Origin of the sequence: Mesorhizobium sp. AR02 (assembly GCF_024746835.1) — a bacterium.
GTDB lineage: Bacteria > Pseudomonadota > Alphaproteobacteria > Rhizobiales > Rhizobiaceae > Mesorhizobium.
Genome location: NZ_CP080531.1, coordinates 1,010,618 through 1,029,328 on the forward strand (window position 1 = coordinate 1,010,618; position 18,711 = coordinate 1,029,328).

At 61.7% G+C, this 18,711-nt stretch carries 18 protein-coding genes and 4 pseudogenes; 12 read left to right on the forward strand and 10 right to left on the reverse strand.

All coding sequences use genetic code 11. The features are described 5' to 3' along the window. Position 1: 1 nt before the first annotated feature. On the reverse strand, positions 2 to 2,080 hold the full coding sequence (locus tag DBIPINDM_RS09345; RefSeq protein ID WP_258585460.1) for a hydantoinase/oxoprolinase family protein: 2,079 nt from the start codon (positions 2,078 to 2,080) through the stop codon (positions 2 to 4). An 89-nt stretch (positions 2,081 to 2,169) separates the two neighbouring features. After that, positions 2,170 to 3,075 carry a LysR family transcriptional regulator gene (locus tag DBIPINDM_RS09350; protein ID WP_258585461.1) on the reverse strand — a complete coding sequence of 302 codons (906 nt, stop codon included), beginning with the start codon at positions 3,073 to 3,075 and terminating at the stop codon, positions 2,170 to 2,172. Between the two features lie 114 nt (positions 3,076 to 3,189). On the opposite strand from DBIPINDM_RS09350, the gene DBIPINDM_RS09355 reads away from it, so the two are divergent. Further along, complete coding sequence (locus DBIPINDM_RS09355) at positions 3,190 to 4,344, forward strand: NAD(P)/FAD-dependent oxidoreductase (protein WP_258585462.1); 1,155 nt, start codon at positions 3,190 to 3,192, stop codon at positions 4,342 to 4,344. Positions 4,345 to 4,419: 75 nt separating this feature from the next. Here DBIPINDM_RS09355 and DBIPINDM_RS09360 read toward each other — a convergent pair whose 3' ends face one another. After that, complete coding sequence (locus tag DBIPINDM_RS09360; protein WP_258585463.1) at positions 4,420 to 5,316, reverse strand: LysR family transcriptional regulator; 897 nt, start codon at positions 5,314 to 5,316, stop codon at positions 4,420 to 4,422. A 269-nt stretch (positions 5,317 to 5,585) separates the two neighbouring features. On the opposite strand from DBIPINDM_RS09360, the gene DBIPINDM_RS09365 reads away from it, so the two are divergent. The 5 genes and pseudogenes from DBIPINDM_RS09365 (at position 5,586) to DBIPINDM_RS09385 (ending at position 9,010) form a co-directional block, all read left to right on the forward strand. Further along, positions 5,586 to 6,320, forward strand: a complete 735-nt coding sequence (locus DBIPINDM_RS09365; protein WP_258585464.1) for an SDR family NAD(P)-dependent oxidoreductase — start codon at positions 5,586 to 5,588, stop codon at positions 6,318 to 6,320. A 67-nt stretch (positions 6,321 to 6,387) separates the two neighbouring features. Further along, on the forward strand, positions 6,388 to 7,140 hold the full coding sequence (locus DBIPINDM_RS09370; protein ID WP_258585465.1) for an SDR family NAD(P)-dependent oxidoreductase: 753 nt from the start codon (positions 6,388 to 6,390) through the stop codon (positions 7,138 to 7,140). A 32-nt stretch (positions 7,141 to 7,172) separates the two neighbouring features. Continuing rightward, positions 7,173 to 7,771: pseudogene (locus tag DBIPINDM_RS09375) on the forward strand (NADPH-dependent F420 reductase). A gap of 84 nt (positions 7,772 to 7,855) precedes the next feature. After that, a pseudogene (locus DBIPINDM_RS09380) lies at positions 7,856 to 8,270 on the forward strand (nuclear transport factor 2 family protein). Positions 8,271 to 8,377: 107 nt separating this feature from the next. After that, a complete protein-coding gene (locus DBIPINDM_RS09385; RefSeq protein ID WP_258585466.1) occupies positions 8,378 to 9,010 on the forward strand; it encodes a class I SAM-dependent methyltransferase in 633 nt (210 codons plus the stop codon). A 147-nt stretch (positions 9,011 to 9,157) separates the two neighbouring features. Here the strand turns inward: DBIPINDM_RS09385 and DBIPINDM_RS09390 are convergent, their stop codons facing one another. The 6 genes and pseudogenes from DBIPINDM_RS09390 to DBIPINDM_RS09415 form a co-directional block, all read right to left on the reverse strand. Continuing rightward, on the reverse strand, positions 9,158 to 9,556 hold the full coding sequence (locus tag DBIPINDM_RS09390; protein ID WP_258585467.1) for a nuclear transport factor 2 family protein: 399 nt from the start codon (positions 9,554 to 9,556) through the stop codon (positions 9,158 to 9,160). 380 nt (positions 9,557 to 9,936) lie between these two features. Beyond that, the gene (locus DBIPINDM_RS09395) at positions 9,937 to 10,212 is read right to left on the reverse strand and encodes a hypothetical protein (RefSeq protein ID WP_258585468.1); all 276 of its coding nucleotides are present in this window, start codon (positions 10,210 to 10,212) and stop codon (positions 9,937 to 9,939) included. 401 nt (positions 10,213 to 10,613) lie between these two features. Continuing rightward, positions 10,614 to 10,889, reverse strand: a pseudogene (locus tag DBIPINDM_RS43310) (curlin); the annotation flags it as partial. A gap of 826 nt (positions 10,890 to 11,715) precedes the next feature. Beyond that, positions 11,716 to 12,405 carry a DUF899 family protein gene (locus tag DBIPINDM_RS09405; RefSeq protein ID WP_258585470.1) on the reverse strand — a complete coding sequence of 230 codons (690 nt, stop codon included), beginning with the start codon at positions 12,403 to 12,405 and terminating at the stop codon, positions 11,716 to 11,718. A gap of 154 nt (positions 12,406 to 12,559) precedes the next feature. Next, positions 12,560 to 12,991: a hypothetical protein gene (locus DBIPINDM_RS09410; RefSeq protein WP_258585471.1), complete on the reverse strand. Its 432-nt coding sequence runs from the start codon at positions 12,989 to 12,991 to the stop codon at positions 12,560 to 12,562. 1,056 nt (positions 12,992 to 14,047) lie between these two features. Beyond that, a pseudogene (locus tag DBIPINDM_RS09415) lies at positions 14,048 to 14,230 on the reverse strand (NADH-quinone oxidoreductase subunit H); the annotation flags it as partial. A gap of 368 nt (positions 14,231 to 14,598) precedes the next feature. On the opposite strand from DBIPINDM_RS09415, the gene DBIPINDM_RS09420 reads away from it, so the two are divergent. The 6 genes from DBIPINDM_RS09420 (at position 14,599) to DBIPINDM_RS09445 (ending at position 17,229) form a co-directional block, all read left to right on the forward strand. Further along, positions 14,599 to 14,880 (forward strand): YbhB/YbcL family Raf kinase inhibitor-like protein, encoded by a 282-nt coding sequence (locus tag DBIPINDM_RS09420; protein ID WP_258585472.1) that lies wholly within the window; start codon positions 14,599 to 14,601, stop codon positions 14,878 to 14,880. Between the two features lie 114 nt (positions 14,881 to 14,994). Then, on the forward strand, positions 14,995 to 15,930 hold the full coding sequence (locus DBIPINDM_RS09425) for an oxygenase MpaB family protein (protein ID WP_258585473.1): 936 nt from the start codon (positions 14,995 to 14,997) through the stop codon (positions 15,928 to 15,930). Next, positions 15,927 to 16,217 (forward strand): SAM hydrolase/SAM-dependent halogenase family protein, encoded by a 291-nt coding sequence (locus DBIPINDM_RS09430; RefSeq protein WP_258585474.1) that lies wholly within the window; start codon positions 15,927 to 15,929, stop codon positions 16,215 to 16,217. Before DBIPINDM_RS09425 ends, DBIPINDM_RS09430 begins: the two co-directional genes overlap by 4 nt. A gap of 104 nt (positions 16,218 to 16,321) precedes the next feature. After that, positions 16,322 to 16,654, forward strand: coding sequence for an SAM-dependent chlorinase/fluorinase (locus DBIPINDM_RS09435; protein WP_258585475.1), 333 nt, complete (start codon positions 16,322 to 16,324; stop codon positions 16,652 to 16,654). A 38-nt stretch (positions 16,655 to 16,692) separates the two neighbouring features. Then, on the forward strand, positions 16,693 to 16,848 hold the full coding sequence (locus DBIPINDM_RS09440) for a hypothetical protein (RefSeq protein ID WP_258585476.1): 156 nt from the start codon (positions 16,693 to 16,695) through the stop codon (positions 16,846 to 16,848). A 45-nt stretch (positions 16,849 to 16,893) separates the two neighbouring features. Next, positions 16,894 to 17,229 carry a 4a-hydroxytetrahydrobiopterin dehydratase gene (locus tag DBIPINDM_RS09445; RefSeq protein ID WP_136619151.1) on the forward strand — a complete coding sequence of 112 codons (336 nt, stop codon included), beginning with the start codon at positions 16,894 to 16,896 and terminating at the stop codon, positions 17,227 to 17,229. Between the two features lie 119 nt (positions 17,230 to 17,348). On the opposite strand, the gene DBIPINDM_RS09450 is transcribed toward DBIPINDM_RS09445, so the two are convergent. Further along, on the reverse strand, positions 17,349 to 18,269 hold the full coding sequence (locus DBIPINDM_RS09450; protein WP_258585477.1) for a complex I NDUFA9 subunit family protein: 921 nt from the start codon (positions 18,267 to 18,269) through the stop codon (positions 17,349 to 17,351). Positions 18,270 to 18,711 lie beyond the last annotated feature (442 nt).

Consider the following 18,711-nt stretch of genomic DNA (forward strand, 5'->3'; position numbering starts at 1 on the left):
GTCACTCCGCGAAGGTCAGCAGAAGGTTGAGATGGCGGTCGACCCTTGCCTGCGCTCCCGCGGGAATGGCGAAGGTGGTGTCTTCCTGAACGACCACGGCAGGCCCGTGGAACGTGCTGCCCGGCACCAGGGCTTGCCGGTCGTGGAGGTCGACGGTCTCGACGCTCGCACCCGTGTAGACGGAGAGCCGGCGCGCCGGAATGGCCGGAGCATCGACCTCGTCGATCTCCGGGAAGGAGAGTTTCGGCCCTGCGCCTATGGCCGATAGCCGGACATTCACAAGTTCGATCTCGCCCTCCGGATCGTGGAAATCGTAGAGCCGCTCATGGGTGAGATGGAAGGCCTGCTCGATGGCGGCCACGTTGCCGTCCGCCAGCCATTCCGGCAGAAGGACAACCTCGATCTCATAACTCTGCCCGACATAGCGCATGTCGCAGGTGAGGCTGAGCTCCGCCGCTGTATCGTGCCCCTGCGCCGCAAGCCAGTCGCGGCCCTCACGCGCCAGCGCCTCGAAGGCCTCGCGAATTCCGGCAAGCGACACGCCCGACAGCGGGCTGAAGATGGTGCGAATGAAATCCCCGCGCAAATCCGCCACCAGCCCGCCCAGCGCCGACACCACGCCGGGCCGGCGCGGCGCCATGACACGCTTCATCCCGAGTTCGCGGGCAAGGAAGGCGCCCAGCATCGGGCCGCCGCCGCCGAAAGGCATCAGCGTGAAATCGCGCAAGTCAACGCCGGCGCGCGAGGCAAGCTTCTCGACCTCGACGAACATCTCCGACACCGCGATGTCGAGGATCGCCTGCGCGGTCTGCTCGATGGGACGGCCGAGCCGGGTGGCAAGCTCGCCGACGGCGCGATGCGCCAGGCCGGTGTCGATCCGCAACTGGCCATAGGCCATCTCGCTGTGGCCGAGCCATCCGCACACCACCATGGCGTCCGTCACCGTCGGCCTCTCGCCGCCACGACCGTAGCATGCCGGTCCTGGCGTCGAACCGGCCGACTCCGGCCCGACCCGCAGCACACCCTGCGCATCGACACTGGCGATCGAGCCGCCGCCGACACCGATCGAGCTCACCGACACGGAAGGGATATGGAGCGGGAATTCGCCGATCAGTTCGCCGGTGCCGAACTGCGCCTCGCCGCCGATGATGAGCGCGAAGTCGGCCGAGGTGCCGCCGATGTCGAGGGTAAGAACCTTGTCTTCGCCTGCCTGCCGCGCCAGCCACGAGGCGCCGATGACGCCGGAGGCCGTTCCCGACAAAAGCATGTTGACGCAGGCGCGCTTGCCTTCGGCAGCGTTCATCAGCCCACCGTTCGACTTCGTCAGCATCGGGCGGGCCGGCACGCCACGGCCCTTCAGCCGCTCTTCCAGCGCCGTCAGATAGCCCGAGACACGCGGATGGACATAGCCGTTGAGGATGGCGGTCGAGCTGCGCTCGTATTCGCGGATGACCGGCCACACCTCGGCCGAAGAGAAGACGAACAGGTCGGGCGCAAGACGCGTGATCGTCGCCTTCACCGAAGTTTCCTGAGCGGCATTGCGCCAGGAATGCAGGAAGGACACGATGATGCCTTGCGCGCCGTTCGCTTTCGCCGCTGCCACCGCCCTTTCCACCGCCGCCATATCAGGCGCCCGGGATTCGCTGCCATCGGCACGCGTGCGGGCCGGAATGCCGAACACCATGTCGCGCGAGATCAGCGGGTCCGGTCGCGAGCAGAACAGCGAATACATGTCCGGCATGCGAAGCCGCGCCAGTTCGATCACGTCCTCGAAGCCGGCATTGGTGAACAGCGCTAGTGGTGCGCCCTTGCGTTGGATGATGGTGTTGATGCCGACGGTGGTACCGTGCACGAAGCGCGTCATACGGGCAGGATCAAAGCCTTCGCGTTCGACCAGTAGCCCGAGGCCCGTCATCAGCTCTGCACCCGGGTCTTCCGGCGTCGTCAGCACTTTCAGCGAGGCGACCCGTCCGGAACGAGCTTCCAGCGCGCAGAAATCGATGAACGTCCCGCCGATATCGACGCCGACCTTCCAGTCGGCTTCGCTTTGCGCCTTATCCGCCGCGATGGCACCATCCATGATGCGTCCCTTCCTGTCTGCCAACCAAAGCTGACACGATGGGATGGCCGGGGTCCAAGACGGATGACGCGGAACGATATAAGTCTTGCTTATGCCCTTGCTCTGTCTCCGCCCAGCACGGCGGAACAGGCCGTGCGGATCTGGTCGCGCATCATCTCATCGGCCCGCGAAAGCGCCCGTGTGCGCGAAGTCAGCAGCGCGATCGGAAATTCCGGCCCCGCTGCGAGCGGCCTGACGGCAAGTCCGGCAAACTGATGCCATGGCAGCAGCGCGTCGACGAGCGCGACACCCAGGCCGGCCTGGACGAAGCCGACTGCTGAGATGGAGACATCGATCTCGAGCGACGGCGAAAGCACCACACCCTGCGCGCGCGCCGCATGGGCCAGTTCGTCGGCGGGACGGGTGTTTGCGCGATAGGATATCAAGTCCTCGCCGGCGAGATCGGCAAGCGTCAGCTCGGTCTTCCCGGCCAACGTATGCCCGGTGGGCAGCAGGCAAGCGAAGCCGACGCTGCCAATCACTTCCGCTTCGATATCGGGTGGCAAGCGGTCGTCCAAGGCGACGCCAAGGCTGGCATCGCCGGCGCGCAGCATGTCGATGATGGCGGCGATCGGCGCCATATGGGAGCGCAGCAAAATGTCGGGATGCTGCGCCCGGAAGCTGGTGAAGGCGCGCGGCAGGATCGCCATGGCTGGCGGCGGCGAGGCCGCGACCCGCACCAGCCCCGTTCGACCCAGCCGCAGGTCTGTGGTCTTGCGACGAAGGCCCTCCAGCCCCGCCGACAGCCGCTCGGCATCGGCGAAGATCTCGAGCGCCTCCGGGGTCGGCCGCAGCCGGCCCTTGACGCGCTCGAACAGCGTGAAGCCGAGTTCGTCCTCGGTGTGGAGCAGGATCTGGCTGAGCGCAGGCTGGGAAATGTTCAGCATCCGCGCCGCGGCGGTCACGGTACCCGCGCGCATCACGGCGATGAACACTTCGAGCTGCCGGGCCCGCATTGCCACTCCATAGGTTAAGCTTATGGCTGTTGTCCAAACCCATCTTTGACGCAATGAAGCGGCGCCGACAAGATGGGCATCCAAGGATCAGCCGCTCTGCGCTAGGGACCAACTATGGATGTGATCGTGCTGGGCGGCGGGCTGATGGGGACGGCTTGCGCCTATTTCCTCGCCAGGCGCGGCGCGCGCGTGACGTTGATCGAGCGCAACCGGGTCGGCACCGGAGCAACAGTCGCCTCCTTCGGCAACATCAGGCGCACGGGGCGCCATCTGTCCCAGCTTCCACTGGCCCACCGCTCGCTCCGGTTGTGGGGCGAAGCTGAAAAGATGCTTGGCCGTGACGTCGAGTTCCGCGCCACTGGGCATATCCGGCTGATCTTCGATGAGGGCGGCCTCGCCGACATGCGGGCCTATGCCCAGGCCGCACGGCCGTGGGGGTTCGAGCTGGAAGAACTCGGCCCGCGTGAGATCCGTTCCCGGTTTCCCGGCCTCGGTCCCGACGCGATCGCGGCGTCGTTCTCGCCACAGGATGGCAGCGGCAATCCACGGCTGATCGCGCCTGCCTTTGCCGAGGCGGCCCGCAAGCTCGGCGCGCAAATCGTCGAGGACGCTGAAGTCGACGGGATCAGGCACACGGGTTCTGGTTTCCTTGTCACCAGTTCGAAAGGCGCATTTGCCGCCGAGTGCCTGCTCAACACCGCCGGTGCCTGGGGCGCGCGCATCGCCGCGCGGTTCGGCGAAGAGGTCCCTCTCGACGCTCGCGGCCCACAGATGGGCGTGACGGAGCCGCTGCCGCATCGGATCCTGCCGGTGGTCGGCATCTGGACGCGCGACAAGGACCATGGCGCCTATCTGCGTCAGGTCGAGCGCGGCAACATCGTTTTCGGCGGCGCCGCCGAAAGGGTGTCGGTGGACCTCGATCCAGGCCACGCGGTCACCGACCCCTTGCGCCTCCCGTTGCAATTGCGCGCCGTCGCGCGGCTGCTGCCGGCAATCACAGAGGTCGCGGTCATCCGCACGTGGTCCGGCTGCGAGGGCTATGTGCGGGACATGCTGCCGGTCATGGGGCGCTCGGCGACGATGCCAGGCCTGTTCCACGCCTTCGGCTTCAGCGGACATGGCTTCCAGCTTGGTCCGGGCGTGGGCGACGCCATGGCCGAGCTCATCACGACCGACCGTTGCGAAACACCACTCGACGATTTCAGGATCGATCGCTTCGGCCGCGCAGCCTCGAGCCGGTTGCGATACGGCGCAACATTCGCGGATTGAACGACGCCGCTTCAAGCGATCGCAGCTCGGCTTCCGACCGGATTACGGCAAGCGTCGCCAGCGACCTGCCGCGCGTCAGTCGCGCGATACGGACAGTCCCGCGAGAAGCGGCGCGTACGCGGCGAGCCTGCGGGATACGAACTCGGTGAAGAGCCGCACGCGCTTCGTCTTGCGTGTCTCGCCCTGTGTGAGAAGCCAAACCGTTCCGTACATGTGCAGGTCGGTACCCGGCACCCTCACCAGCAGGGGGTCGGCATCGCCAATGAAGCACGGCAGTGTCGTCATTCCGAGCCCTTGCCGTACAGCAACGATCTGCGCCTCGCCGTCCGTGGTCCTGAATGGAACCGCTGTGGTGCGAACCTCCCCCTCGCTGGCCCATTGCGGAATTCCATGACTGCTTATGACGATCCACCGGATGGGATCAGGCGCGCCCGCACGCCACGCGGCTAGTCGATCCCGGGACATGTAGACGCCGCCGAACAGCTCCGATCCCTTCAGGCCGTGAAGATTGAGCGGCAGGGTTTTGCGGTCGTAGACGACGCGGATCGCGACGTCGGCGTCTCGATTGGTCAGATTTGCCAGCTCGCCGGACGACAAGATTTCCATCTCGATGTCCGGATGGAGACGCGCGAAATCGGCGAAGTCCGGCATGAGCAGGTGTGTCGCGAGGGTCGGTGCCAGTGTCACCCGCAGAAGCCCGCGCACGCTCTGGTCGCGACCGAAGACGCGCGTCTCCAGCTGGTGCGACGACGCTTCCATCCGCTCCGCGAGCTCGAGGACCTCCTCCCCCGCAGCCGTCAGGCGGTAGCCCGAAGGCAGCTTTTCGAACATGTGCGCCCCAAGGCGTTCCTCGAGCTGGGCGATGCGTCGCAGCACGGTTGAATGATTCACCCCGAGGTGCACGGCGGCAGCCCGCACCGAGCCTCCGCGTGCGACGGCAAGAAAGTAGCGAACGTCATCCCAGTCGATCATGGTGCAATCCCGCACCGCGCGGTGCGCCTTCCAAAGCCCTAGCTTATCGTACAACAAGCGCGGCCATCACAACCCTTGTCGACGAGCGGAGCCCAATTCCGAACGGCGGAACCTTATCGTCGCGGCTGCGGTTAATAGCCGTAGCGGATCGATTTCGCACCACTGATGTGCGCGCTTCCGCACTGAACGCCTCACTCCGGCGGACCCATCTTCAACGTCTACTCGAGCAACAAGAGACTTGAGACGGCGAAACAAGGAGACTGCACGACATGACCAGATTGAATGGAATGACCGCCGTCATCACCGGCGGCGCCACCGGCATCGGCCGCGCCGCAGCAAAGCGATTCGTCGAGGAAGGCGCCTTCGTCTTCATCTTCGGCCGCCGACAGGAAGCGCTCGACGCCGCTGTGGCGGACCTCGGGCCCAATGCCCGCGCGGTGAAGGGCTCGGTCTCGGATGAGGCCGACCTCGACCGGCCCTACGCGGCTGTGAAGGCCGAGCGCGGAAGCCTCGATATCGTCTTCGCCAATGCCGGGGCCGGAGGCCCGCTTCCGCTCGGCAAGATCACTGCCGAGCACATTGACGAAACCTTCGACACCAATGTGAAGGGCACGATCTTCACGGTCCAGAAGGCGTTGCCGCTCATGGGCCCGGGCGGTTCGATCATACTGACCGGATCGAGCGCCGGCACCACGGGCGCCCCGGGATTCACTGCCTACAGCGCGAGCAAGGCGGCAGTGCGCAATCTCGCGCGGACCTGGGCGGAGGACCTGAAGGGCACCGGCATCCGGGTAAATGTGTTGTCGCCCGGGGCGACGGCGACTGAACTCGCGAAGGAAGCGCTGGGCGAGGAGGGCCAGAAGGCCTACGGCGCGATGACTCCGCTCCAGCGCATGGCCGATCCGGCGGAGATCGGGGCAGTGGCTGCCTTTCTCGCTTCGTCGGACAGCAGCTTCATGACCGCTAGCGAGGTCGCCGTCGACGGCGGCCTGGCGCAGCTCTGACCCCGATGCGGGCCACGCTTCTCAAACTTTACGAAAAACCAAAACACACGACCAAAGGCGAAAGATTATGAAAAAACTCGAAGGTAAGGTTGCAGTCATCACAGGCGGAAGCAGCGGGATTGGCTTGGCGACGGCCAAGCGCTTTGTAGAAGAAGGTGCACACGTCGTAATCACTGGGCGACGAGAGAAAGAGCTGAAGGAGGCCGCAGCCTCCATCAAGAGTAATATTACGACGGTCGTGGGCGACGTGTCACGCTTGGAAGATCTGGACCGGCTCTATGCCATCGTGAAAGAGAAACATGGTCACATCGACGTTCTCTTCGCGAACGCTGGCGCGGGGACAATCGCACCGCTCGCAGTAGCTACTGAGGCCCACTTCGATCAGACCTTCGACGTGAACGTGAAGGGGCTGTTCTTCACGGTGCAGAAGGCCCTTCCCCTCTTCAAAGACGGCGGTTCGATTATTCTGAATTCTTCGGTTTCGAACGTGTTGGGGTTGCCGGGGTTTAGCACATACGCCGCGAGTAAGGCGGCAGTGCGCAACTTCTCGCGCGCTTGGACTCTAGAGCTGAAAGACCGCAAAATCCGAGTGAATACGATGAGCCCCGGAGCCATCGAGACCCCCGCCTTGGAGACAACGACGGGCCTTACCCCTGAGCAAGCCGAGCAAGCGGTCGCCCAGTTTGCTTCACAGATCCCAATGGGTCGCAGAGGCAAACCAGAGGAAATCGCGGCTGCTGTCACGTTCCTCGCCTCCGATGATAGTTCTTACATCACCGGTGTGGATCTCGCCGTCGACGGAGGCATGGCGCAGGTCTGACCCCGACGTTAAAACAAGATCGGAGAAGCATTATGACCTATTCAATTATAGGATTCGGCAATATCGGCAAGGCATTGGCCAAGGCATTTGCCCGCAACGGCATCGAAGTATCCGTGGCAACCACGCGCGACCCGGAAAGCTTTGCAGCCGACGCGGCCGCGATCGGGCCCACGGTCATTCCCAAGAAGCTGGCGGACGCCCTCAAGGCGGACATCATCTTTTTGGCTGTCCGTTTCGAATCGCACCCGGAAATCGCGAAGGCGCTCGCCACCTGGCAGGGGAAGACCATCGTCGATGTGACCAATGCCTACGGCGTGCCTCCTGAAAAACTGGGGGGACAGCCTTCTTCCAAGTTCGTCGCAAAGGCCTTCAGTGGCGCAAGACTGGTCAAGGGCTTCAACCATTTGATCGCTGCCACCCTTGACCAAGACCCGGCCGTGCATGGTGGCAGGAGGGTCGTGTTCCTGGCGAGCGACGAAGACGCCGCAGCAGCGGAGATTGGTGCGCTCGCGGAAAAGCTCGGTTTCTCGCCGATCAAACTTGGCGGGCTGTCGGAAGGTGGGCTGCTGGTCCAGGCGCGCGGAAATAGCTGGGGTCAACTGATTTTAAGGACCTGGTCAAGTTCGACTGATGAACACGACATGCCAACCGGCAGGGCCACGATGCACGGATCGGATCGAGCGCGATGCGATCCGTGCGAAATGGAGAAATTCCCATGAGTATCGAGAAGAACATCCAGACCGTGAAGGACTTCTTCGCCGCGATCGGGCGGCGGCGACAGGGAGGCTCTGCTGGCGCTGGTCGCCGAAGACATCGAGTGGATCATCCCCGGCAAAGACTGGCCACTGGCCGGAACGCGCAACGGACACGCCGGGCTGGCGGATTTGCTTGAGACGGCATCCAAGTCGATAGAAACGTCCACGGAACCCCGGGAGTTCGTGGCGCAAGGAGACCGGGTCCTCGTCGTCGGCTTTGCCAAGGGGAAGGTCAAAGCCACGAACAAGACGTTCGAGGACGACTGGATCTTCGCCATCACGGTCCGGGACGGCAGACTGACCAACATCCGGGAATACGTCGACACACAAGCACTGGCGCGCGCCGCGCAGATGGGCGCGGCCGGGCCTGCATAGCGATGGCCATATTCGGCCATCGGTTCGGGGTAGACGGCAGATCAGCCGAAAATCGCCCCATTGTACGCCGCGCGCTCGTCTAATGCCCAACCGTAAAGGAGATTCCGATGTACGACCAATCCAAACTATCCGAATTGATCCGGTTCGCACGAGTTGATGCGGGCTCCACCGTCATCGACGTTTACCCAGGCGACGGCGACTGGACCCGTCTCTTCTCCGACATCGTGGGACCCAAAGGACGGGTCTACAGCTTCGTGCCGGCCGAAGTCGCCGACTTCAAGAACGATCCGGTCGGCCGCATGCGGACGCTCGCGAAGGAGCCGGGCCGAGAGAACGTCGAAGCGGTCTCGGCGGACCTCGTCGCGATGCCGGAGGTCGCGCAGCCAGCGGATGTCCTGTGGCTGCACCTGTTTTACCACGATCTTCACACCGCGCTGATCCAGAAGAAGGGTGCGACGGCGGCCCAGTTCAATCGAGCTGTCTACAAGCGGCTGAAGCCCGGTGGGTCCTACGTCATCGTCGACCACGCCGCCGCCGCTGGGTCGGGCACGAGCGACACCCAGTCGCTGCATCGGATCGACCCTGCCTCCGTCCGCGAGGAGGTGGAGGCAGCCGGCTTCGTACTGGACGCAGAAAGCACCATGCTCGCGAACAAGGATGATGCGCACTCGACCAAGGTGTTCGATCCCTCGATCAAAGGCGAGACCGATCGCTTCGCCTATAGGTTCGTGAAGCCCTGACAGGTCCCGGAACCGACTTCATGTCGACCTCGCCGATGGGTGCAAACAAGCCCATCGAAGACATCGAGGCAAGCCTGCTTGCCGCCATGAGCAGGCGGCCAAACCCAAGACCTCGCCAGGCCTCCACAATGAGGAAGTCATCCGCCATCATTCGGTCACGGTGTCGCCATGGCGGTGGACGACTCTCCACTGGCCGTCCTCCCGGCGATAGACCTGAGTGACGCGCAACGTGTATGTGCGCGGCTTGCCGTCGACCGAGACGGACGTGCGCTCCAGTCCAGCTGTGTAGGCCATGTCGCCGATCACGTCGTACGCCTGCACCTCGAAGACGAAGAACGTGCAGTTCGAGAAGCTCTTTCCCAGATAGACGAAGAGGTCATCAATCTCGGCTTGACCGTTGGCGTTGCGCCACGCACCGAGAACGGTGACCGGCTCACGATGGGACCAGAGCGCCCGGCGTGGCGCCGGGTCACCATTGTGGAGGGCAAGCTCGGCCTGGTACAGCGGGTTCTTCACCCACGCCAGGAAGTCTTCACGGTCCTTCATCTTCCTAGCGTCCTCCCTGTGCAGCGCCTTGTCACAATCCGGTAGATTGAATTTCGAAGCTTTTGGGCGTTTGGCATGATCGAACCGCTACTAAGGATGTTTCGACTTATCCGGAGGCTGAAATCAGCAATCGGTAAAATGATTTTACAAACCGCCTACAGGCTGGTGCAGATGGGAGGCCGATCGGAGATCAGGTCTTCCTGAGCGCGACCGACCTCGCGACGAAGAAGGGCCCGATCGAGCAGCCCAGCGCCGCCAAATGACGCGATGGTCAAGGCGCTAATCTATGAATCGGTGTCGGGCAGACGTCGGAAGAAATCATCCTTACAGTCTGGTGGCGGAAGATAGCCCGCCACCAGAACGTTAGCGAAAGCCGTGGCTTATTTGGAGCCGCCAAGTGCCTTCAATTTCTCGCAGAACTGGGCATGCGGCTTGCTCATCGCCGCGTCGTTGCATTCCTTCATCATCTTGTCCTGATCGGCCTTAGCCATGCCGGCCCAGGCTTTTTTCATATCGGCGTCCGGCTTCATCGTCTTCATGCTCGCGTCGGTGAAGAACGGCGCCATCATCTTGGGCTCGTCAAGCGCGCCGGCAAGCGCCGCGCCGCCGACAATGGTGAAAGCAAGTGCGCCGAAACACGCAGTTTTGAAGCTCATGGAATTATCCTTCCCTACTCATTTGCCCCGACCGTCGCTTGCGATCAGGTGCGGTTTCTAGTGCCATATAAGCGACATCTAAAAGATGGCGGATATTAGGACGCCGCTTCACAAATCGATGCATCCTTGAAATAGCATTGCGGCAAAAGGCACTTTTCCGACAAAGCGTTGCTGGCATGCTCGGCGCATGCGCCCTAGCCGCTTGGGGGAAGGCATGGATGCATGGGCTCCAAAATCAGGCAGTAAAAGCTATCACCCCCATTCATGCAATTTTCCGAGCCCTTCATCAGGCGCACTTCCTGCTCCAAGCTGGATATCGAGGAGGCAATGTAGGTCGGCGCTGAACGGTCACCAGCCAAGCGAGCCGCCGGCGCCGAGCAATGAATACCTCGGGGTTCGAGTTACCAGCCGTAGCTGAAGGTAGCGCCGACACCGCCATCGCCGCTCTGCGCGACATTGGCGTGGGTATTCCTTCCGAACTGGAAAATACCGTAGGCGTTGTCATTGCCGTGCTGCTGCAGGGTGGCGGAATGGCCGTTGTCCTCTTGCTGGATGATGCCCAGATTGCCGCGGTCGTTCTGGCCGATGCCGGCTGCGTTGCCATGTCCGGACTGACGGATGCTGGCGCCGTGCAGGCCGCGATACAGCGAATAGAAGCCGAGTCCAGTCGACATGGCCCCGACGTCCACACGATACGCCGGGGCATTCCCATCCTTCTGGCCTATATCGAGCGCCTAGGACGCTGGGCAGATGCCCACGATACTTGGACGAGCCGTCAAATCCGCTCATTACTCGATCCGGCCCGGAAGGAAACGAAAATCCTCGCGGCCCTGGCACTGCTGCTCGTCGCAGCCGCCTGGACCTTCTTCGGCATCCTCGAGGATATCGTCAGCGGCGATCCGCTGGTACGCACCGACGCCGTGTTCCAGCGAACGTGGATCCCCTGCTGCCCCGGGAGAGTGATCCAAAGGCTCTGGAAAGGCAATCAAGGCAGATGGGCGTCGAACCGCAGTGACCAGAAAACAATCGGTTCCAGGCATTAGCCGAGAAAGTAAGATTCAAAAGCGTGGCCGAAGGGCTAACCAAACGAAAAAAGCCCGCCCCGGCGTTAGCGGGCCTCTGTCGCTTCTCACTTACCTGCAAGGAAACAGGCGCCTCTAAAACTTCGCCCCCTATCGGAGAGGCTTTAAACCCAAATCAAAAAGGCTGCCGACGCGGTGTCACGAATTAGTGTTCACACCTGGCGGCACAGGCTGCACCGTGACTTCGAAAGGCGCTTGTTTAATCAGTGTCGGCTTCTCGCAACGGCGGGACGGGTCGCGGCGTTCTTTCGGTAGCTGTCGAGCGGTCCGGCCGGCTTCGGCAAGATTGGTCATGTCTCGACCCTCGACCAGCTTCCATTCGGCAAGCATCGGTGACGACAACAGTCGGACCAGCAGCAGAAAGCCGGCCGGCTGTTTTCATGCGCACATCCGTAAGCTGCTGCAGGCGAAGCTTCCCCGGCTATTCCTTGTTGAGGTAGTTCTTTTCCAGGAATTCGGACCTGAAGTTCTGTGGCGGCGTGGGAATATCCGGCCGCCCCTCCGGCGTAAAGTCCATGAGATTCCAATACGGCCAGACCGTGTCGACATGGTTCCCCGACAACTCGGTTCCCCAGAAATGAAAGATCTTTCCATCCCGCCTGCTGAATACATGCATCACCGGCCATTGCATATCATCGGAATCTCCCTGGCATTTGTAATCGGCTTGATAGGCAGAGTCCGAGCCTGAGACCAATGCGATCTGCGACCATCCGCGTTTTTTGGCCCAGGCGTTGATCCGTTCGGCCGAGGCTTTGGCAATGGCGACAAACGCAGCGTTTTCAGTGACCTGATACCAGCTGCGATCGAAGCCATCGACCAGTGACGTACAGGAGGGACAGGGATTGTCCCAGTTCGGACCATACATGAAGGAGTAAAGCAGCAGGGTGTCCTTGTCCCCGAAGAGCTCGGAGAATTTCACACGCTTCCCTACTTTCCCATCGTTGGCCCATTGGAAGACGTAGTCCTCCTTCAACTGTCCGCCGAGAGGGAGATTGCGGCGCTTTTCCGCCACGGATTTTACTTTGTCGACAAGCTCTTGTTCGTCTTTGAGCAACGCGTCGCGCGCATCGCGATACGCTCTGCTTTCGTTTGGATAGCGCAGTTCACTCATGACCGTCTCTCCTCCTGAAGCCAGCACTCAAGTGCACTCTAGACGGCTGGCTGCGGCACATTGCAACACTACCAGCGCAGGCTCGCCTGAACTGACAAGTTTCGCGCCGCCTGCAGCGGCACGGGAAGATCCGTCGTTGCGCCAGCAGGCTGGTTCAACGGGCGATCATACGTCGCAGCCAGCCAAAGATCCTGTTCCCGCTAATCGCCGCCCGGACTCGCGTGGCAGCCCATCGCGCTCGCATCGTAGCACCGACGTGGCAACTGCAGACGATTTCGTGCAATTGCCAGTCGGCGATTTCGAAAAAGCGCTTGGCCTCACCATATGTGTCGTCCTTCAGACCCAACGTCCGAAATACCGGATCCTCAAAAGCTACGCTGATTGCCGACCCGTCGCCACGCGCCACATCACGTGCTTCCCAATCAAGATATTCAGTACCCGTTAGCGTTCCAAGGCATCGCTCGGGATGTCGTTCGAGAAGCTCTGCCCAACGTTCGATCCGTTGGTTTCGAGTCAATGTTGAGTATGGCGCCGAGGGTTCGACCTCTGCGATTGCATGCAGTTGATCGAGTGTTTGGTGTTTCATCGTCTGCTCCTTTCGATAGGTTGAAGCGACCACCGCTTAACGCTAATTATCGCGCCGTAACCCGCCGACAAGGCCAGGATCGGCGGCATAACGGGCGCGGCGTCACCCGATCCAGAGACCCTGCCGATTCTGTAAGCGACAACCGGACCGATAAGGTTGTTGGCGCGGCGCGAAAGGCGCCCGGCGAAGCCCCTCGGACGCGACGGGGTTTCACGCGACAGTGATGCGTCTTTGTGAAACCTCCGGCGAGAAAGACTTCTTGGGGTTTAAGTGTCGTCACCCCGATCAGGACGGCGGCGGATGGCAGAACTGACACCAATCGCGGTCCAAGGACCACAGCGGCAGCGACGGTCGCGCCCTGGTGCCACTGCCCGCTGTCGGCCGGTAAGGACTACCGTGCCATGAGCTTCGCCCGCGTCCCCACAAATAGTCTGGCCGATCCCAGAACGTGCTAAAGTCCCGTCTGCGCGGAAACGTTATCCGAAGGCGATTTTCTTTATATATTTCAAAAGATTGGCCTGAAAAAAGTACGGTCAAGCCCCGGAAACCGGTGACGGTACTTTTCTAGAACGTCAAGCTGCGGATGAAAAGTACCGTCAAATTGATCTGCTGACCTTCACGTCTAACGCTGCCCTCGTTTGCGCGGAGCCAAATAAATCAATGGCTTAGGCAGTCGATGACTTCAGTTGATGATGTAGGTCTGATAGTGAATGAAATGAACCGCAAAACGTTGCTTTTTCTGCGAAAAACTACGCCGGAGCACTCCGGACTACGCTAACCCTCACTCCCACTCAATTGTTCAAACAGGGTATAACTCATTGAAATCACTGGCAAATATTTTTCAGCGCCGCGTAAATGCCGACATCAAGACCGTCAAAAACTTACGCTTTTGATTTTAAAGGGAAAATCGCCAAAATAAAATATTTTGAGGTTTCACCAACTATCGGAACCAATCGGGCGATTCTTGCACTTTGCGGCATTCGACGGCGCGCCCAAGCCGTCTCGAAAAGTACCGTCGCCGCTCCAACTAGGGCATTTTTCGTTGCAAAATCAATGGACCCCGTCCGCCACCGGCTGCAGCAGCCCATGCCATCCCACACGCATCGGCCCCATCCTCTGCTGCATGCGCCCCGCGATCTTGCGTTCCAGCCAGGTCAGCGGCAAGGGCAGCAGCAGCAGGATCGCAATCAGCAACGCGACCTTGAAGACGATCAGCCCAAGAGCAACGACGAGTTCCATGATCCGAGGCCACTCGTTCAACGGGACGAGACCCGCGACCCGATTAGCACTGCGCAGTGGTCAGGCTGCGCGGGCGTGGCAATTGCCAACGGTGGCGCAACCTGTGCAATGATATCACAGCCTTGCCATCGCTGGCTACGATCCGTGCGGCGCGGCGCTTGGCCGGGACGGCAAGGCGAAGCGAACTGCCATTCAATATTGTCTCGTACATTTTCGATAGAGCGCTTATCCTCGCGCCCGATCAACCGTGAAGCTCGTGTCGGAACGCAGCCTCAAGGCGACGCCCGCGCTTCCTACCAGTTTTGCCTGGCACCTGGCGTTTTGGGACTGAGTGTTGCGCGGCGCGGCAACAGGGTAAGGGGCGACCCATGCAGCTCAGTTCAAGCAGCTTTGCGAACGGTACGACGATCCCGCGGCGCTTCACTTGCGACGGTGAGGATCGTTCCCCTCCCCTCGGCTGGACTGGCGCTCCAGCCGGAACCGGCAGCTTTGTCCTTCTCTGCGATGATCCAGACGCTCCGGCAAAGATCTGGTATCACTGGGCGGCCTATGACATTGCGGCCGATTGTGTAGGGTTGGCCGAAGGTGCCGCCCAACACGCTGTCCTGGCCGACAATGTGAACTGGCGGTGGGCGCTGTCTGCCAATTGAGCTATAGTAAGTGATCGAGCACCGTAGAAAGTGGCCGTAGTTTCGCCAAGTGCATCCAGCGGCCCAATTTCGCTGTTCGCAAGCACGCGTTTCTTGTGAATGGCGCTCGTTGCCATGACCACGCCGATCGTCCTGCCTTGGCCGTTGCAAAGCCTCCTGGAGGCGGTAGCGCGGGCGGTGCTGCAACCTGGCGACCGGCCTCACATCGATTTCTCGCGACCGATCGGCGAGGCCGCACTGGTATCGCCGGACTCCGTGTCGTGGCGCGTGTTCAAGAACCCGCTTTCACTGTTCATCGGCGGCGTCACCGCCGTGATCATGGAGCTTGCAGAACCGCGGGTGCGCACCGGCGTATGGGAGCATACGTCTTTCCGCCTGAATCCAATTCGGCGACTGCACAGCACGGGGCTCGCTGCCATGGTGACGATCTACGGTTCCCGCATCACGGCCGAGGCCATGATCGCCCGCGTTCGGCGGATACACGACCGGGTCGCAGGCGTAACATCGTCAGGCGAGGCGTATTGCGCCAATGACCCCGACCTTCTGAACTGGGTTCACGGCACGGCGGCGTACGGCTTTGTCCAAGCTTATCACACCTATGTGCGGCAGCTCTCCGCATCGGAGCGCGACCGCTGTTATGCCGAGGGCGTTCCCGCCGCGCGCCTTTTCGGCGCCACAGGCGCACCGGAATCGGAAGCCGAGCTTGAAACGCTGTTCCATGCGACAGCCGGACGGCTGGATCGCTCGGCCATCGTGCTCGAATTTCTCGAGATCATGCGTTCGGCGCCTATCCTGCCGCTGCCACTGAGGCCGGCACAGCACCTGCTGGTGTCGGCTGCCGTTGATCTGGTGCCTGGTTGGATGCAGGCGCTGTTGGGGCTCACCGGGCACGGCTTGCACAGCTGGGAAGCCGAGACGGTCCGGCAGGCAGGGGCTTTGGCGGATCGCCTCGTCATGGAAACCAACCCGGCCGTTCAGGCCTGCCGGCGGATGCGCCTTCCGGCCGACTATCTGTATGTCCATCGCAGCGCAGTCGGCGCCCGTCCATGATTGTCTTGTTCACGGATTTCGGCTTGCACGGCCCCTACACGGGCCAGATGAAGGCTGTGTTGCACCAGATGGCGCCGGGCATCCCCGCGATCGACCTCTTCTCCGATGCGCCGGTCGGCAATCCCAAGGCGTCGGCTTACCTGCTGGTGGCCTACGCGGAATGGTTCCCTGCGGGAACCGTCTTTCTCTGTGTCGTCGATCCAGGCGTCGGAGGGACGCGGCCGTCCGTCATCGTCGAGGCCGACGGTCGCTGGTATGTCGGCCCGGCAACGGCCTGTTCGAGCTGATCCAGCGCCGCGCGGCCAAGACGTTGAGCTGGGATATCGACTGAAGGCCAGAGCGCCTGTCCGCCAGCTTCCACGGGCGTGACCTGTTTGCCCCGGTCGCGGCGATGCTGGCACGCGGTGAGCCGCCGCCCGGCAGGCCGCGCCTAGATGAAGCAGATCGCCGTAGAGACTGGCCGGAGGACCTCGCCGAGATCGTCTATATCGACCATTTCGGCAATGCCATGACCGGCCTGAGGGCGGCCAGGCTGCCGGCGGGCGCAAGGCTCGCCGCAGCAGATCGCCTGCTGGAGGCCGCGACGACCTTCAGCGATCGGCCGCCAGGCACGGCCTTTTGGTACGAGAACTCGAACGGGCTTGCCGAGATCGCTGTCAATCAAGGGCGGGCGGACGGTGAGCTCGGTCTCGTGATCAGCAGTCCTGTGGAAATCGTCCTTTGAACGAAACCGGTTGTCCGTCACGGCGTTGATCTATTGCGATGCGCAAATCAACGAAACAAGGCCCGGGCGCCGATCTGCCGAAGCTGCAAAAAGGCGATGACAAGGCGCGGGCGAAGACCGGCAACAAGCGCCTTGCCGAGCAGATTCGCAAGGTTCTTGCCAAGCACTATGCGAGAAAATACCGGGCGAGGTGAAAACCGCGATCGCTACACCCGGAATGAGCACGAAGGGAGGTTGTCATGACCGATGGTATTGCTCAGAAAACCTGTACGCCCTGCCGCGGTGGCGTCGCGCCGCTAACGCAGGAGGCAGCCGAGGGCTATCTGTCCCAGACCCCTGGCTGGGAACTGGAGGAGGGGCGCCTGCTGCGCCGCAAATTCAAATTCGCGGACTTCCGTCAATCGCTCAGCTTCGTCGACAAAGTTGCCCGATTGGCGGAAGAAGAACGGCATCATCCCGACATCTGTTTCGGCTGGGGTTATGCGGCAGTCTCGCTGCAGACACACAAGATCAAGGGATTGCACGAGAACGACTTCATCATGGCCGCGAAGATCAACCTCATCGCCGGTTCGTAGAGAGGGCACCCGGCACCCAACGGCCGGAACGGGGTCCAAAAGCTCGCATTCACGATTGGCCGGTTAGCGCGATTTCGGACACTCAATCGTGGCGCCTGAGTACGGAAGAAGGTCGTTGATCAGGGATTACGCAACATCTCCTGGAGTATTTCCTCGACCGGGTGCGGCGAAATGCCAAGTTCTTCAAATCCGGGCATCTGCGGCGATGACACGTTGTCGACCTGCATCAGTTCCACCTGATTACGAGTGACGGGCGGACTCGCAAGCATTTCCGCGGCCCATGCCAGTGCGTGCCAAGCGGCAAATGGCACTGGGACCAGTATGGGTCTAAGATCGGCTTGGTGTGCAACGGCTCTGAGAAATTCCTTGTAGGAGTAAATGCGGGGACCGCCGAACTCATACGTGATCGCATGCGGTTCCGTCCCCTGCAGCGCACTTGCGGTAACCTCTGCCACATCGCCTACATAGGCCGGCTGCAATCTCGTCAGGCCGCGGCCGAACATCGGATAGATTGGAAGCCGGCGGAGAAGTTTGAGGATAATCGTGAGAAACGCGTCATCCGGTCCGAACATCACCGCCGGGCGGATGATGATGGTGTCAGCAAACGCGGCACGCACCGCCTGTTCGCCTTCGCCACGCTTGCGGATGTAGAGCGACGGCGAGGCAACATCCGAGCCGATTCCTGAAACGTGAGCGAGCCGTTCGACGCCAGCTCGGTGTGCTTGTGCTGCAACCCGCCGGGCCGACTCGACATGCACGGAATGAAAGGTCTCCTGTCCCCGTTCGACATAGAGACTGACCGCATTTACAACACCGAAAGCACCGGCAAGTGCATCGGCGATCGCCCGCTCATCATGGATATCGGCTTCGACCGATTGAAGTTGCGGATCATCAGAACCAAACAACTTCTCGGCCCGTTCCGGATGTCTTGATGCAATCCGAACGAAAAAACCGCCATTGCGGAGATGCCGAACAACGCGGCGGCCGAGAAACCCGGTTCCACCGAACACGGTGACGACGCGATGGTTCATGGCAGCCATGGCTTAGACTTTGTCAGCTCATGTCAGCCGCCTCGACCCGGCGGTTCAGGTCACTTGGGCGGCACGCCTACTGACCACTATCTGCCATCTGGGCTACCTCGTACAGATTGCTATCGATCTCGTCCGTCAATTGATCTGGTGGAGCGCCGTAGCGCGACAGGTCGAAAGCCTTCATGACCGCAGTGGATTGAGGGAGGGCGGCGATGCGTGCCAACACAGCGGCAGTGCGAATGCGGGTTGCGAATAGCGACTGCCCGCGACAACGCGCGCTGCCCGATCCCATCGGTCGAACCTGGCCAATTCGTTGGCCAACAGCCAGCCGGACTGCAAGGCGCAGGGCCGCTTGCCAAACCCGCTTCGTTCGATCCGTTCCTCGAGCGCCGCTCCCATCGCGTCAAGCGCCGAAACTCGAGAGACCATAATCCAGGCAGTGCCGGCAACC